Below are 15,137 nucleotides of genomic sequence, written 5' to 3'. Positions count from 1 at the left end.
GAGAAAACCGGGCTATGCGCCTGTATGCGCATGACCTTCGGCCACAGGGGCCAGCAGGGGTATGCCGATTGTCTGCACCAGTCCCTCCGCCGGTATGAGCCGGATCAGGTTCCCCGGGACGCACCATGCGCCCGGAAGGGTCCCCGCGCGCATGACCGGGTCATGCCAGCGGTATCTCAGCCCCTTGCCGGGACTCCCCTTGGTCATTTCAGGATCATGAATCCTGCCGTCCTTGTCAACGATATTGCGAAAAGCGGGGCAGGCGGGGCGAAAAAGAATCCGTGTGCCGATTTGTCATCCGCGCCGTTGTGATAGAGTGCGGGCAGGCAACATCTTTTTTCCGGGGAAGCAGGACAGTATGACAGGCAGCGCCATTTCAGATCGGATTGCACAGGGCAGCGGGCGTGTGGTGGCGGATACCGTCATCAGGAACGTGCGCCTGTTCGATCTGGTGACCGGGACGCTGCTGCCGACCGACATCGCCATCTGTGGCGATACCATCGTGGGCACGCTGGACAGTTACGAAGGCGCCACGGTGATCGAGGGGCATGGCCGCATCGCCGTGCCCGGCTTTATCGATACGCATCTGCATGTCGAATCCTCCCTGATCACCCCGTTTGAATTCGACCGCTGCGTCCTGCCCCATGGCGTGACCACCGCCATCTGCGATCCGCATGAAATGGCGAACGTGCTGGGCCGTCCCGCGCTGGATTACTTTACCGAAGCGGCGTTGCGCACGGTCATGGACCTGCGGGTCAATCTTTCAAGCTGCGTGCCGTCCACCGCGCTGGAAACATCGGGTGCTACGCTGGGTGCTGCGGACCTGCTGGCCTATCGTGACCATCCCAAGGTGATCGGCCTTGCGGAATTCATGAACATTCCCGGCGTGCTCAATGGTGATCCGGTATGCATGGAAAAGCTGGAAGCCTTTGCCGGCGGTCATATTGATGGCCACGCCCCGCTGCTGCGCGGGCGCAGGCTCAACGGTTATCTTGCTGCGGGCATCACCACCGACCATGAGGCCACGACGGCGGAAGAAGCGCTGGAAAAGGTACGCAAGGGCATGATGGTGCTGATCCGCGAAGGATCGGTATGCAAGGACCTGCGCGCGCTGGTGCCGCTGCTCAACCCGGTTACGTCCCCGTTCTTCGCCTTCTGCACCGATGACCGCAACCCGCTGGAAATCGCGCATGAAGGCCATCTGGATTACCTGATCCGCCTTGCCATCTCGCTGGGCGTGGAACCGCTGGCGGCATATCGCAGTGCCTCGCTCAGTGCGGCGAACGCCTTTGGCCTGCGCGACCGGGGCCTGATCGCGCCGGGACGGCGGGCGGATATCGTGCTTCTGGACGACCTGCGCGAATGCCGGGTGTCGGACGTGATCAGCGCCGGGCGACTGGTCAATGACGCGCTGTTCGCCGCGCGTGAGATCATCCCCCCCGTTGGCATCGACAGCATCAACCTGCCCGCGCCCGTGACGGCACGGGACATGGAAATTACGGGCAGCGGCACGCAGCGTCCCGTGATCGGCCTGCTGCCCGGCCAGATCATCACACCCTTCCTGCATGCCGACCTGCCGGTGCGTGACGGGATTGTCCAGCCGGACCCGGCGCAGGACATCGCGCGGATCTGCGTGGTGGCGCGCCATGGCCATAATGACAATATCGGACGCGGGTTCGTTAAGGGGTTTGGCCTGTCGGGCGGGGCGCTTGCATCCTCCGTCGGGCATGACAGCCACAACATATGTGTGGTCGGCATGAACGATGCGGACATGGCGGTTGCGGTCAACCATCTGGAAAAGACCGGCGGCGGGTTCGTGGTGGTGCGTGACGGCAAGGTCGTGGCCGACATGCCCCTGCCGGTTGCGGGCCTGATGAGCGATGCCCCGTTCGAGACCGTGCGTGACCAGCTTGAGGTCCTGCGCGCTGCCGCCCGTGCGCTGGGCTGCGAACTGGATGAACCGTTCCTGCAGCTTGCCTTCCTGCCGCTGCCGGTTATTCCGCACCTCAAAATTACCGATTTCGGCATGGTGGATGTCAACCGGATGGAGCTGGTCTGACACAGGCATGGATGGGAACGGTCCATGACAACGGTTGCTGAGGCCCCCGCGCGGGAAGCCACGGCCACCCTGCGTGCCTACCGTGCCGACTGGGTGCATTTCACCCAGTGGTGCGCGGCGCAGGCCGTATCCCCCATTCCCGCCTCGGCGGAGGTGGTGGCCGCCTATCTGCGCAGCCTGACGGAATTCGCCCCCGCCACCATCCGGCGCAGGCTGGCGGCGATCGGCAAGATGCACCGTTTCAATGAAATGCCATGGGATGTAAGGGACCACCGCGTGCAGCACGCGGTGGCCGAAATGGTGGAGAAAACCGCCACCCCCGCGCTACCCCCGGCCGTCGTAACGCCGGAGATGCTGCACGCCATGGTCGCGCGGTGCGGGGACGGGGTGCGTGGCCTGCGTGACCGCTGCCTGCTGCTGTTCGGTTTTGCCGGGGCGCTGCGTCGTTCCGAACTGGTGGGGCTTCAGGTGGAAGACGTGCAGCCAGACCACGGACAGGTCGTTTTGATGATTCGGGATGAAGGCGGCGCGCAGCCCGTCATCCTGCCCCGGGCGCAGGACCGGACGCTTTGCCCGGCTGCGGCATATGCGGCGTGGCAGCAGGTGGCGCACCGGCTGACTGGCCCACTGTTCCGTGGCATTTCAAAGGGGGAGCGCATAGGCGGTCGTGCCCTGACCCCCTATGCCGTAACGCGTATCCTGCAGCGCCGGGCGCTGATGGCCGAACTTCCGCCTGATACGGTCGCCCGGTTAAGCGCCCATGCGCTGCGCTCCGGCTTTATCCTTGATGCCCTGCGGCGCGGGATGGAAACCACCGAACTGTGCCGCCATACCCGCTACCACGATCCACGCGCCCTGCGCCCTTATGAACGGCAGCTTGCCGATGGCTGAAAACCTGCGTCTGCCCTGGGCTGACCTGCCACCTCCCGCCGTGGCGGAGGAAGAGCCGACTGCCACGCCCGCCCGCCGGACACCGGCACGGCGGGGGCGACGGCCTCTTTCATCGTGGCCTAAATCCTCCGAACCTGCGCCGTGGAAGGGGTGGCACCTGCTGGTCCATGGACCCGATGCGGCCATGGATGCGTTCGTGGCGCAGGCATCCGGCCCCGGCCTGATTCCATGGCCGTTCGATGCCGAACGGGTGGAGGAAGATGTGTTCGCCCTTGCCATCGGCGCCAGTGGCAAGGGACCGGGGCGCAGTGGTCTGTCGGTGGAAGGGTGCCGGATACTGGCCCGCCAGTTCCGCGAGGCGGCGGAAGTGCGTCATGCCCGGCTGGCCCTGCGGTCGGGTGCGGCCTGTCCGCTGGACTTTCACCGTCTGGTGCCGGTGCCGCAGCGGATACTGGAACTTGGCGCAACGCATCCCGATGCGCGGGCATGGCTGCGCACGCACTGGGGAATAGCCGAAGCACCGGTGCAGGTCAGCCTGCTGCCCCGGCTGAAGGCAGGTCGCCGCCTGCCACGCGATCACCGGGCAGCCGTTTACGGGTTCTTTACCCGCAATGGCGCGCCCGCCCCTGTGGTGCGTCGTCTTGAGGAGCATTTCCCAACCCTGACCTTCCGGCTGTCGGAACGGTCGCTGGCATGAACGCGCAACTGGGCCTGTTTGACAGTGGCATGCCGGACGGGGGGGAGCCGGTCATCCGGCTGGAAGCCTATCAGGGCGGGCTGTCCCATCTGCTGCAACTGGCGCAGGCGCGCGAAATCGATCTGGGTCAGCTTGATATCGTCGCCCTGATCGACCAGTTGGCGGAAGCAGCGCGCATCCATGTGTCCCTGCCGCTGGGCATGAAGGCGCAGTGGGCGGTTATGGCATCGGGCCTTCTGCTGCTGCGCTCGCGGCTCATGCTGCCGGTCGATGATCCCCGCCAGCAGCAGGCCACGCAGGAAGCGGCCGACCTGCGTTCGCGCCTGATTGCGGCGGAAAACGCTACCCGCCTTGCCGGATGGCTTGCCGCGCGTGAACAGCTTGGGCACGACGTTTATGGTTTCGGGGGCGCAATACACGGCGATACGGACGAATCGATGCCGTGGGAAGTTGACCGCATCGAATTCCTGTGGGGCTGTCTTGCCGTGTTTGATGGCAACTGGGGCGTCATGCCGGTGGAAAGTCCCGCCTACGCGCCGGTCCAGCTTGACCTGTTTTCGGTAGAGGATGCGCGGGTGCGGGTGCGCTCCTGTCTGGCGCGGGCGCGCGAACGCGTGCCGCTTGAACGCATGCTGCCCGATTCCATGCGGAAGGGACCGCCAGGGCGCCTGTCCACCGGTCAGCGCCGCTCGGCTTGGAGCAGCACCTTTTCGGCCTGTCTGGAAATGGTGAAACAGGGCGAGGCGCTGGCCTTTCAGGACGCATCCGAAACCCTTCCGGCCTTCAGTGGCGTGCCCGATGCGGCCACCCCGGATACGCAATCCGTTTTCGCCAAGAAATAAGGGTGGCGGGGGACGTGATCTGTTGCAACCTATACTGATCCACGGCAGACTCGTATCGAATCCGAAATGTTATTATGCCCGCCCGGAAGGCCACGGAAAGGAGGAAAGATTTTTTCGGGCGTTTTTTAACACTTTGCTTGACTAGGATTTTTTTTTGATGAAGCTGGAACGAACGGTTTTTCAGCGATCTTTCGAACGGTGGTGAAGACGGGTCCATCGGACCGTTTCCCGCCCCCTCGGTATGTTTCGCAAAGTTATGACGTGCACATAAGTTTATTTCGGATAAAATCGGGGTTGATTTCGAGATGTTAATAATGTTTATGGATAAAACGTGATGAATGAGTGGCTTGGCCTGTCATGGCGGCATGTATCGGGTGCTTCGGCACCTGCCTGCATGTTGCCGGAAGTCGCGGCGGTCGTGTTCTCCTGTTCCGCCAGGAGGGATGGTTGCCGTGCTTCAGGGCCGGGTCAGGGAGAACAAGGCGGATCGCATCAGTCGTTTCGTAGAAATCTGGTCATACTCCCGCAGTAAAATTGGTGAAATCAGAACATCTAGAATAATTTTTGTAGTAATTCCTTCCTAAAACTATGCCGTTCTGAGTGAGGTATGGGTATGACGTATGCGGAACAGAGTGACAATACACTACAAAAGGTGATAATTTTCGCCATTGTCCTTGTGTTCGAAGCGGCGCTGGTGATGGCACTTTTGTTTGGGCTTCACTCACCACCTGATGCGCCAAAAGAACCACCGCGGCCGCCGGTGCAGGTGCACATGATCAAGGAGCCGCCGCCGCCGCCGCCGCCGCCTCCACCCCCGCCGCCGCCGCCGGAAATCACGCCGCCGCCGCCGCCTTATATTCCGCCGCCGAAGATTCAGGTGCCGACGCCGCCGCCGCCGATGCGCGTGACGCACACGAAGCCGCCGAAGGCCATGCCGCCCGTAAAGGCCATGCCGCCGTCCGATGCGCCCGTGTCCAACGCCCCGCCGGTGCCCGACCATTCGGCCGGAACGTCGCCGCTGAACCATGTGGTGCCGGAATATCCGGAGGAAATGTCGGAAGAAGGTCGTGAAGGCGTGGTCTCCGTCGCCTGTGACGTGGAGCCCAGCGGCGAGACCAGCAACTGCCAGGTCGTCAATGTAAAGGGTGGCGAACCGTTTGCTGAAGCCGCGCTGAAGGCGGTCCGCCGCTCACGGTATGCGCCGGCTGTTAAAAATGGTGTGCCCGTCAAGGAATATCACCATCTCTATACGATCACGTTCAGTCTGAATGACTGAGCCTGAATGTTAGGTCAGGCACGGCGGGGGCCGGCAGCACCCCGCCGCCTCGGAAAAAACATCCTGCTCCAGAGGATTTTGGTTAAATGATCAGACTGCATCGTAAACACACTCTTGTTGCCTCGGCCGCTTTCGCTGCCATGCTGTGTGCTGCCTCTCCGCTCGCAGCGCTGGCACAGGATGCCGCCCCGGCCGCGAACGATGCGGCCACGGCACCCGCACCGGCGGTTTCCGCTCCGCCGACCGATGGCAGCGGCGCGGCCGCCACGCCGGCTCCGGGTGCGGATGCCCCGGCTGCACAGACGCCTGCCCCGGCAGATGGCTCGGCACCTGCGGCCCCCGCTCCGACCGACGCGGCGCCTGCCGCCCCGGCCGATGCGCCCGCCGCTCCGGCGCCCGCTCCCGCAGCGGATGCGACGCCTCCCGCCGATGCCCCCAAGGCACCCGAAGGCAATCCCTACGGTCTGGGCGCGCTGTGGGCCAACGGTGACTTCATCGCCCGTGGCGTGCTGCTGATCATGGTCTTCATGTCGCTTGGCACATGGTACATCATGATCACCAAGTTCTTCGAGCAGGCCCGCGTCATGGCTGCCGCCAAGAAGGTGATGAGCGATTTCTGGACCAAGGGTTCCATCAAGGACGGCGCCGCCGCCCTGCCCGCGAACTCTCCGTTCCGCTACATCGCGGATACGGGTGTGAAGGCTGCTGAGCACCACGAAGGCACGATGCAGGAATCCATCGACCTGCACTCCTGGACCACCATGTCCATCCAGCGTTCGGTTGACGTGATCCAGACCAAGCTGCAGGGCGGCCTTGCCTTCCTCGGCACGGTGGGTTCGACCTCTCCGTTCGTGGGTCTGTTCGGCACCGTGTGGGGTATCTATCACGCGCTGACCGCCATCGGCATCGCGGGTCAGGCTTCGATCGACAAGGTTGCAGGTCCGGTTGGTGAATCGCTGATCATGACGGCCATCGGCCTTGGCACCGCGGTGCCTGCGGTTCTGGGCTACAACCTGCTGGTGCGCCGCAACAAGGGCGCCATGGACAAGATCCGCAACTTCGCGGCTGACGTGCAGTCGATCCTGATGGGTGGTTACCGCCATGGTTCGGAAATCACCATCCATCCGGACAACTCCCCGACCACAACGACTATCGATAACCGGGTGGCCTGATCATGGGTATGCAAGTTGGAGGTGGCGGCGATGAAGACGAGGTGGTGTCGGCCATCAACACCACACCGCTTGTCGACGTCATGCTGGTGCTGCTGATCATCTTCCTGATCACCATCCCCGTCGCGACACACACCATCAAGGTCAGCCTCCCGATGGATGCGAACCAGCCCACCCGGACGATGATGAACAACGTTGTCATTGCGGTGACGCCACAGGGGCAGGCATACTGGGATGAAACGCCGCTTACCAGTTATGCCGACCTTGAGTCCCACCTGGAGCACGTGGCTGCGCAGAACCCGCAGCCACAGATCCAGATCCGTGGTGACCAGGCATCGAAATACGAAGGTGTGGGTCGTGTGATCGCGGCCTGCCAGCAGGCAGGTATCGTCCACATCGATTTCATTACCGAGCAGCCGCACGGCTGATATCCATTCCCGGCCGGGGTCTGATCCCCGGCCAATTTCGGGAGAGTAGACACCATGGGCATGAATGTCGGCTCAGACAGCACGACAGAGGATGAAGGTATTGTCGATATCAATACCACGCCCCTGATTGACGTCATGCTGGTGCTGTTGATCATGCTGATCATCACCATTCCGCTTCAGACGCATTCAGTTTCGATCGACCTGCCGCAGGGTAATCCCCCGCCGTCTTCTGTCCAGCCGGACCCGGTTGTGGATACTGTGGCGATCGATTTTGACAACACCATCACCTGGAATGGTGAACCGGTTCCGGATGATGCAGCCCTTCAGGCCCGTTTTTCGGAAGCGGCAGCCCAGCCGGTCCAGCCCGAGATGCACATCCATCCGGATCGTCTGGCCAGCTACAAGGTTGTGGCACGGGTTCTGGCTGATGCGCAGCGCCTGGGTGTGAGCAAGCTTGGCATTATGGGCAGCGACCAGTTCATGGATGCGCAGTAAGGCTTCTGCATTCCTGATAATGGTATGAATCCGCATGACAGAACGGCCCTTCCGCAAGGAAGGGCCGTTTTTTCGTACCATCATGCAAGGTGTCAAAACTGCCTATTTTAAAGGCAGTCAGCCTGTTTCACCTGTGACATTAAAGCCACGAAATACACATTGTTGACGGTGAGATCGGCTTGGTCACGCAGGAGCATTCATGGCAGGAATATGGAATATTTATTGTTTTTTAGGGGGATAGAGCTTATTTGCCCCTTCCGGCAACGGTGTGTTGTCAGATAGATAAACAGCCCGTTGCATTTTTTGAGCTTTCCGTGTCCATGTGTATTTCTTAAGTCAACATATATGCGGAATGTTTAGTTTCCGTAACTACTTCAGCATTACCGAACAGGACGGGACCTGCTGGTAGGAAGGCAGACGGGGATGGCTGCCGCTGGAAAACAAAACCGTATGGCAGCCCCGAAAAGCGGTGCGCCAGACAGATTTGCGGGGGAATGAATGAAGACGGGCCGGGATTTCTATAGCGCAGTGATACGTCAGGTACGGAACGCGGGGGGACGCACCGGACTTGCGGGACTGTGCATGCCGGGGCTGAAAACGCGCCTGCGTGCCATGTCGTGCCTTGTGGGCACGGTCTGCATTGCCTCGGGTGCTGATGGCTGGGCGCAGGCGGCAACCACCACCACGCAGCCGGCGCAGCAGCATGCGACGACAAAGACGGGTGCGACGTCTGCCGCCAGGCACACCACGACTGCCGCTACCGCGCAGCCCGCCGGGCTGGTCAACCATCAGGCTCCCGAAGTCATCAACGTGGCGCGGTCCCGTCAGGCCAATGACGGCGGCGGCGGCATGATGCGGCTGGAAACGGCGCCGCATGCGGTCCAGACCGTGGGCAAGCAGTTCATTGACATGCGCAGCCCGACCAGCACGGCGCTCGATCTCGTCAAGAACCTGCCGAGCATGAACGTGACCACGCCTGATTCGTCAGGCATGGAAGGCGGCCAGATCCAGACCCGCGGCCTGACCGATCTGGATATGGGTCTCATGGTTGATGGCGCCCCGGCTGCCGCTGCCAAATACATGGCGGAAGACATCGATTCCGAAAATCTGGATAGCGTCGAAGTCACGCCGGGCAGTTCCGGCACCGACCTGCCGGTCATGTCGGCGGCGGGTGGCGTGATGAACGAGCATTCGCACACGGCATCGCACAAATTCGGCGGCATGACGGATTTCTCCTACGGGACGAACAACCTGTCGCGTGAATTCATCCGTCTGGAATCGGGCGACATCGGCAAGACCGGCCTGCGCAGCTACTTCTCGTTCTCCAACACGCATGCACGGTCGTGGATGGGGTCGGGCATCAACCAGCGCAAGCATATTGATTTCGGTCTGCAGAAGGACTGGAACAACGGTTCCACGGCCCGGCTGTTCCTGTCATGGAACTCGGAAGATTTCACCATCGACGCCTATCCCGACAGCACGGCATTCGAAGCCTACAAGCACGGTGGCACGGGCTATGGTCGCAATTCCGATCCGACCAGTGACAACTACTGGAAGAACAACAACGACCACTGGAACCAGATATTCCTGACGGCGCCGATCCACGTCGTGCTGCCCGCCAAGTTTACGTTCGACCTGCAGTCCTATTTCAGCTTCGGTCAGGGCTGGGATGCTTCGCCGGGTAATAACACCGCGTACGGGGCCAACTACTCCCCCTCCGAAGGGCGCAACTATACCGACTACTTCCTCGAAAACGAGTCCCGTCAGGTCGGTGTAGTGGCCAAGCTGGGTTATGATATCGACCGGCACAACCACGTTTCGGTTGGTTACTGGTATGAAAACAACCAGACGATCCAGTCCTATCCGCTCAGCTACACCATGGCGAATGGCGCGGCTCCCAGCCCCAATGCCTCGGCGTACCAGAATACGTATTCAAACGAGACGTTTGGCGTATCGGGTGTGAATGCGGGCTATGAACTGCATGCCCTGTTCATTCAGGACACAGCCAAATATTTCAATGACAAGCTGCAGATTCACGCAGGCTTCAAGTTCGTCATGTCCGATGCATGGAACAAGGGCTGGAATTCAGCCGCCAATGGCTGGACCTATGGCAAGAACCTGACGCCGGGGGCATCCGTTGGCCATAATGGCGCCAATACCACCGAACCGCTGCCGCAGCTTTCGATCGGCTATACCTTCAACGATCACCATCAGATCTATATCAATGCCGAAGGGGACTACCGCCAGCCGTCCGCCGTTGATCTGGGGTGGCTGACGCCGGTAACGGGTCAGTCGATGCTGAAGAACCAGTATTCCATCAAGGAAGAACTGGGCTATCGCTATCACGACAAATACGTGATGTTTGATCTGGCGCTGTTCAACTACAACGTGACCAACCGCCTGATGGACACCTATATCGGTGCGAACCAGTACATGCCGATCGAGGCGGGCAACCAGACGATGCGTGGTTTCGACGCCATGGTTGCGACCCGTCCGTTCCATGGTTTCAGCCCGTACGCATCGTTTGAATACCTGCATGCGACCCAGGATTCGAACGTCACGGACCCCACCTCGGGCATTACTTATGCCGCGAAGGGCAAGCAGGCGATCATGGCGCCGCATATCATGGCGAATTTCGGCCTGACCTATAAGTACAAGGGCTTCTTCGCCAACGGCAGCGTGCATTACACCGGTGCGCAGTCCGTGGCACTTGATAACAGCGAGCGCATTCCCGGCTACGTGACGGATACCCTGTCGCTTGGCTATCACTTCAAGCCGTTCATGTATGCAAAGTCGCCCACCTTCCGCCTGAACTTCACCAACCTGACCGGCTCCATCGTCCGGACGGGCGCGATGGGTGCGATCTATCACGCTGGCACCCAGGGTGGTTACCCGGTCTATTACGGTGCGTCCTCGGCCATGGGCCGCTATGCGAATGGCAACTCTTTCATGGTTGAACCGCGCTTCACCATGACAGGCACCATTTCCACCTCCTTCTGATCATTAATCGCGCACGGGGAACCCCGCCTTTGCTCCAAAGGCGGGGTTCTTTGTGTCAGGACCATCGCACATGGCGGAAAAAGCCATGCAGCAGGGGAATGGAACTGTGACAACGGGCACGACACACCCGGTTGATGAAATGCTGCCAGCGGGCATGCTGTTTGCCTTTGGTCTCCAGCACGCACTGGTGATGTACGCGGGCACCGTGGCGGTGCCGCTTATCTTTGCTGCTGCCATGCACATGTCAGCCGCCCAGACGGTGTTGCTGATCAATTGCGGGCTGATGACATCGGGCATCGCCACGATCGTGCAGAGCATCGGCTTCTGGAAATTCGGCTCCCGCCTGCCCATCGTGCAGGGGTCATCCTTCGCCATGCTGGCATCCATGCTGCTGATCGGGCAGATTTATGGCGTACCCTCGGTTTTCGGCGGGGTGATCGGGGCCGGGCTGGCGATGGTGCTTCTGGCGCCGGTCATGGCGCGGCTCATGCGGTATTTTCCGCCGGTCGTGATCGGCTGCCTCATCACCATAATCGGTCTGACGCTGGTTCCGGTGGCCGGGCGCTGGATTGGGGGCGGGACACCGGGTGCGCCCGGTTTCGGCAGTGTTGCGAACCTGCTGCTGGCCTTTGTCACCATCCTCATTACGGTGGCGGTACAGGCATGGGGCAGGGGATTCCTGGCCAATATCAGCGTACTGGTGGGGCTGATCGCGGGCAGCATCCTGGCGGCGCTGTGTGGCATGGGACATTATGGCATGGTGGCGGATGCGCCATGGTTTGCCGTCAGCATGCCCTTTGCGTTCGGCCTGCCGGAATTCCACCTTATGCCGGTGGTCATCATGCTGCTGAGCATGGTCATCATTGTTGCGGAAACCACCGGCAACTGTCTGGCCATAGGTCGTGTGGTTGACCGGCCCGTAACGGATGCAACCATCGCGGGCGCCCTGCGGGCCGATGGGCTGTCCACCGTGCTGGGCGGACTGTTCAACAGCTTTCCCTACAATGCCTTTACGCAGAATACCGGGCTTATCGCCATAACCGATATCCGCAGCCGCTTCGTTGTGGCGGCGGCGGGCGTGGTGATGATCGTGCTGGGCCTGTTCCCCAAGCTGGGTGCGCTGATCGCAGCCTTGCCGCCACCGGTTCTGGGGGGCTGCGGGCTGGTCATGTTTGGCATGACCACGATCGGCGGCGTGCGCGAACTCCTGCATGTTCCCTTCGAGGGTACGCGTAATGGCCTGATTGCCGCCGTGTCCATCGGGCTGGGCGTGCTGCCCATGGCGTGCCCTGACCTGTTCACCCATCTTTCCGGATTGTGGCGGCTGTTGCTGGGCAACGGCGTGCTGCTGTGCATCCTGTCCGGTGTTCTCCTGAACCTGCTGGTGGGTGCAGGGGAAACCGATGCGGCGGATGGGAAAGGAGAACGGTCCGGCTCCTGAACCGGGCCAGGGATGGGTCAGCGCGTGGCGGTGGCTGATGCCGGGCGGAAGGGGAGCAGCCGGGCGGCACTGCACAGCATGCCGGTAAAGGCGACAATGGACCCGAAGCCAAGGCAGCTCCGTTCCGCGTCATGCGCGATCAGGCCAAAGGCCATGGCCACGCACATGGCACCCGTCGCCTGTCCGCATTGCCGTGCGATCTGGACCATGCCCGAGGCACTGCCCGACCGCCCCGCCGGGGCAGTGACCATCATGATGCGGTTGTTTGGCGGCTGGAAAATGCCGAATCCCATGCCCGCTACCGCAATGCGCCACGCAATGTCGAACCAGCCGGGATCGGGTGGCAGAAGGTAGAGGGCCAGAAAACCCACCGCCGTCACGCACAGCCCGATCGAGGACAGGATGGCTGCGGGCACCTTATCCGCCAGTCGGCTGATGACGGGGGCCACGGCCATGATGCCGACGGGCCATGGCGTCATGAGCAGCCCGACGATGGAGGGCGGATAATGGAACAGGGCCTGTAGCGTGAACGGGAACGAAACCATGAACAGGTTTGACGAAACAAAGCCCAGAAACCCCACAAGCGTGCCCATGCGGAAGGCAGGGATGCGCAGCATGTCGACCGGGAACATGGGATGCGCCTGCCCGCGCTGACGGCGCACCAGCAGCCAGCCCGCCACAATCCCGGTCAGGGCCAGCAGCACGACCCGGCTGGTATCCGCGTGGTGGGCAATGGAATCACCCGCCATGATCAGCGCGCCGAAAGCCAGCACGTTCAGCACCGCGCTTGTCCCGTCAAACGATGACGGATTGATGGGCGTGCGCGGCAGGGAGATCAGCGCCAGCACAAGGGCGGTCAGCCCCAGCGGAATGTTGATGAGGAACAGCCACGGCCAGGTGGCGAAGGACAGGATGATGGAGGCTACGGTGGGTCCGGCACCCACGCCCATCGCCACCATCACACCGTTCAGCGCGATGCCGCGCCCGATGATGGCATGGGGATAGATGAAGCGGATCAGCGCAATGCTGACGCTCATGATGCACGCGCCGCCCACGCCCTGTACCGCGCGGGCGAGGGACAGGACCAGCAGCGTGTGGGACAGTGCGCAGAACAGGGAAGCCACGGTAAACAGCGCCAGCCCAAGCTGGCACAGCCGCGAAAACCCGATCCGTGTGCCAAGGGCCGCCATCGGCAGTAGCGAGACCACGCTGGCCAACTGGTAGGAATTGACGATCCACACCGCCGAGGCGGGTGAGACATGCAGGTCCGCCCCGATGGTTGGCAGCGCCACATTGGCAATGGCGTAGTCAAGCAGGGCAAGCAGCACGGACAGCGCCACGGCGGTCATCGCGCGTACGCGCGCCGCGCCATGCAGGCCTTCGCCTTCGATCAGGACAGGTTTTACGTGGGGAGACATGGGCACGGGCTTTTCGGGCGATGGGGGCAATATGTTCTGATTGGTAAACGATATGCGAGCGTGCCACCTGCATCAACACCCGTCCGGGGCGGGGCAGGTATGGCGATGGCCCGAAAGCCGCGCGGTCAGTCCTGTGCCGCCAGCGCGCGCTGGCCGATATCGTGGCGGTAGACGGCATCGGGCCAGTCGATCGCCTTTACGGCCTGATAGGCATGGTCGCAGGCTTCGCGCAGCGTGTCCGCCGCCGCACATACGGCCAGAACGCGGCCACCGGCAGCCACCAGGCGACCTTCATCATCCAGCTTCGTGCCTGCCTGGAACACCTGCACGCCGGGTATGGCCGCGGCGGCTTCAAGATTGCGGATGGCCCCGCCCGTGACCGGTTTGCCCGGATAGCCCCGCGCGGCCATGACCACGCTTATGGAGGACTGGCTGGAAAAACGGATATCGGTCCGGTCCAGTTCGCCCGCCGCCACGGCGGCAAGGGCGGCCAGCAGGTCGCTTTCCAGCCGGATCAGCAGGGCCTGTGCTTCCGGGTCGCCCAGCCGCACATTATATTCAATCAGTTGCGGTCCCAGCGGTGTCAGCATAAGGCCCGCGAAGATGATGCCGGTGAACGGCGTGCCCCGTCGCGCCATCTCGCGCAGCATGGGGCGCACCAGCAGGTCAAGGGCGGCTTCCTGCCGGTCGCGGTCGAAGCCGGTGGGGGGCGAGACCGCGCCCATGCCGCCGGTGTTGGGGCCGGTATCGCCATCGCCAATACGCTTGTGGTCCTGCGCGGCACCAATCAGCACGGCGGTTTCCCCGGCGCAGAAAGCGAACAGCGAAACCTCATCGCCGATCAGGCAGTCCTCGATCACCACGCTGTGGCCTGCCTGACCCAGCGTGCCGTCCGTCATCATGTCGGTGATCGCCTGTTCGGCTTCCGCGACACTCTGCGCGACGACAACGCCCTTGCCCGCGGCAAGTCCGTCTGCCTTGACCACAACGGGCGCGCCGTGGCGGCGCACGTAATCCAGCGCGGGCCGTGCCGCGTCGAATCGTGCCCAGCCTGCTGTGGGAATGCCTGCCGCGTCGCATATTTCCTTGGTGAAGGTCTTGCTGCCTTCCAGTGCCGCCGCCGCCTGCGTGGGTCCGGCACAGGCAATGCCAGCTTCGCGGCAGGCATCGGCGATTCCTGCGACCAGCGGTGCTTCGGGGCCGGGAATGACAAGGTCGATGCGCTCACGCCGCGCCAGCGCGATCAGTCCGGGTACGTCATCCGCGCGCACGGCGCAGTTCGTGCCCAGCGCAGCCGTGCCCGGATTGCCCGGCGCGATGAACAGGGCGTCCAGAAGCGGCGACCGCGCAATGGCAGTGGCCATGGCATGTTCACGTCCGCCCGATCCAACCAGCAGCACCCGCATCACTCTCGTACCTTC

General features: G+C 62.3%; 13 protein-coding genes. 10 read left to right on the top strand and 3 right to left on the bottom strand.

Annotated elements, in window-relative coordinates; translation table 11 throughout:
• Window positions 1-12 precede the first annotated feature (12 nt).
• A complete protein-coding gene (locus CFR79_RS16435; protein WP_456305894.1) occupies window positions 13-207 on the bottom strand; it encodes a hypothetical protein in 195 nt (64 codons plus the stop codon).
• Between the two features lie 151 nt (window positions 208-358).
• Here CFR79_RS16435 and ade point away from each other — a divergent pair, with 151 nt between their 5' ends.
• The 10 genes from ade (at window position 359) to CFR79_RS11580 (ending at window position 12,298) form a co-directional block, all read left to right on the top strand.
• Window positions 359-2,059, top strand: a complete 1,701-nt coding sequence (gene ade, locus CFR79_RS11625; RefSeq protein WP_110548008.1) for an adenine deaminase — start codon at window positions 359-361, stop codon at window positions 2,057-2,059.
• A 24-nt stretch (window positions 2,060-2,083) separates the two neighbouring features.
• Window positions 2,084-2,950: a site-specific integrase gene (locus CFR79_RS11620; protein ID WP_110548007.1), complete on the top strand. Its 867-nt coding sequence runs from the start codon at window positions 2,084-2,086 to the stop codon at window positions 2,948-2,950.
• Window positions 2,943-3,647 (top strand): hypothetical protein, encoded by a 705-nt coding sequence (locus tag CFR79_RS11615; protein WP_102325106.1) that lies wholly within the window; start codon window positions 2,943-2,945, stop codon window positions 3,645-3,647. The genes CFR79_RS11620 and CFR79_RS11615 overlap by 8 nt, the downstream gene beginning before the upstream one ends.
• Window positions 3,644-4,489, top strand: a complete 846-nt coding sequence (locus CFR79_RS11610) for a segregation and condensation protein A (protein WP_110548006.1) — start codon at window positions 3,644-3,646, stop codon at window positions 4,487-4,489. Before CFR79_RS11615 ends, CFR79_RS11610 begins: the two co-directional genes overlap by 4 nt.
• Before the next feature lie 607 nt (window positions 4,490-5,096).
• Window positions 5,097-5,765 (top strand): energy transducer TonB, encoded by a 669-nt coding sequence (locus CFR79_RS11605; protein WP_102325108.1) that lies wholly within the window; start codon window positions 5,097-5,099, stop codon window positions 5,763-5,765.
• An 86-nt stretch (window positions 5,766-5,851) separates the two neighbouring features.
• Window positions 5,852-6,937: a MotA/TolQ/ExbB proton channel family protein gene (locus CFR79_RS11600; RefSeq protein WP_110548005.1), complete on the top strand. Its 1,086-nt coding sequence runs from the start codon at window positions 5,852-5,854 to the stop codon at window positions 6,935-6,937.
• 2 nt (window positions 6,938-6,939) lie between these two features.
• Entirely contained in the window at window positions 6,940-7,362 is a 423-nt protein-coding gene (locus CFR79_RS11595) for an ExbD/TolR family protein (protein WP_102325110.1), read from the top strand.
• A 54-nt stretch (window positions 7,363-7,416) separates the two neighbouring features.
• A complete protein-coding gene (locus tag CFR79_RS11590) occupies window positions 7,417-7,857 on the top strand; it encodes an ExbD/TolR family protein (RefSeq protein WP_102325111.1) in 441 nt (146 codons plus the stop codon).
• Between the two features lie 582 nt (window positions 7,858-8,439).
• Window positions 8,440-10,857, top strand: coding sequence for a TonB-dependent receptor (locus CFR79_RS11585; protein ID WP_408884573.1), 2,418 nt, complete (start codon window positions 8,440-8,442; stop codon window positions 10,855-10,857).
• A gap of 70 nt (window positions 10,858-10,927) precedes the next feature.
• Window positions 10,928-12,298: a nucleobase:cation symporter-2 family protein gene (locus CFR79_RS11580; protein ID WP_243705194.1), complete on the top strand. Its 1,371-nt coding sequence runs from the start codon at window positions 10,928-10,930 to the stop codon at window positions 12,296-12,298.
• A gap of 17 nt (window positions 12,299-12,315) precedes the next feature.
• Here the strand turns inward: CFR79_RS11580 and CFR79_RS11575 are convergent, their stop codons facing one another.
• Both CFR79_RS11575 and purD read right to left on the bottom strand, forming a co-directional pair.
• Complete coding sequence (locus CFR79_RS11575) at window positions 12,316-13,716, bottom strand: MFS transporter (RefSeq protein ID WP_110548003.1); 1,401 nt, start codon at window positions 13,714-13,716, stop codon at window positions 12,316-12,318.
• Window positions 13,717-13,841: 125 nt separating this feature from the next.
• The gene (gene purD / locus CFR79_RS11570) at window positions 13,842-15,122 is read right to left on the bottom strand and encodes a phosphoribosylamine--glycine ligase (RefSeq protein WP_110548002.1); all 1,281 of its coding nucleotides are present in this window, start codon (window positions 15,120-15,122) and stop codon (window positions 13,842-13,844) included.
• Window positions 15,123-15,137 lie beyond the last annotated feature (15 nt).

The organism is Komagataeibacter saccharivorans, from assembly GCF_003207825.1.
Taxonomy (GTDB): domain Bacteria; phylum Pseudomonadota; class Alphaproteobacteria; order Acetobacterales; family Acetobacteraceae; genus Komagataeibacter; species Komagataeibacter saccharivorans.
This window is presented reverse-complemented; position numbering and strand designations above follow the sequence as displayed.

Bases quoted from the DNA above. Each gene is read 5' to 3' on its own strand.
- CFR79_RS16435 (WP_456305894.1), bottom strand. From the start codon at position 207: ATGACCAAGGGGAGTCCCGGCAAGGGGCTGAGATACCGCTGGCATGAC.
- ade (WP_110548008.1), top strand. From the start codon at position 359: ATGACAGGCAGCGCCATTTCAGATCGGATTGCACAGGGCAGCGGGCGT.
- CFR79_RS11620 (WP_110548007.1), top strand. From the start codon at position 2,084: ATGACAACGGTTGCTGAGGCCCCCGCGCGGGAAGCCACGGCCACCCTG.
- CFR79_RS11615 (WP_102325106.1), top strand. From the start codon at position 2,943: ATGGCTGAAAACCTGCGTCTGCCCTGGGCTGACCTGCCACCTCCCGCC.
- CFR79_RS11610 (WP_110548006.1), top strand. From the start codon at position 3,644: ATGAACGCGCAACTGGGCCTGTTTGACAGTGGCATGCCGGACGGGGGG.
- CFR79_RS11605 (WP_102325108.1), top strand. From the start codon at position 5,097: ATGGGTATGACGTATGCGGAACAGAGTGACAATACACTACAAAAGGTG.
- CFR79_RS11600 (WP_110548005.1), top strand. From the start codon at position 5,852: ATGATCAGACTGCATCGTAAACACACTCTTGTTGCCTCGGCCGCTTTC.
- CFR79_RS11595 (WP_102325110.1), top strand. From the start codon at position 6,940: ATGGGTATGCAAGTTGGAGGTGGCGGCGATGAAGACGAGGTGGTGTCG.
- CFR79_RS11590 (WP_102325111.1), top strand. From the start codon at position 7,417: ATGGGCATGAATGTCGGCTCAGACAGCACGACAGAGGATGAAGGTATT.
- CFR79_RS11585 (WP_408884573.1), top strand. From the start codon at position 8,440: ATGCCGGGGCTGAAAACGCGCCTGCGTGCCATGTCGTGCCTTGTGGGC.
- CFR79_RS11580 (WP_243705194.1), top strand. From the start codon at position 10,928: ATGGCGGAAAAAGCCATGCAGCAGGGGAATGGAACTGTGACAACGGGC.
- CFR79_RS11575 (WP_110548003.1), bottom strand. From the start codon at position 13,716: ATGTCTCCCCACGTAAAACCTGTCCTGATCGAAGGCGAAGGCCTGCAT.
- purD (WP_110548002.1), bottom strand. From the start codon at position 15,122: ATGCGGGTGCTGCTGGTTGGATCGGGCGGACGTGAACATGCCATGGCC.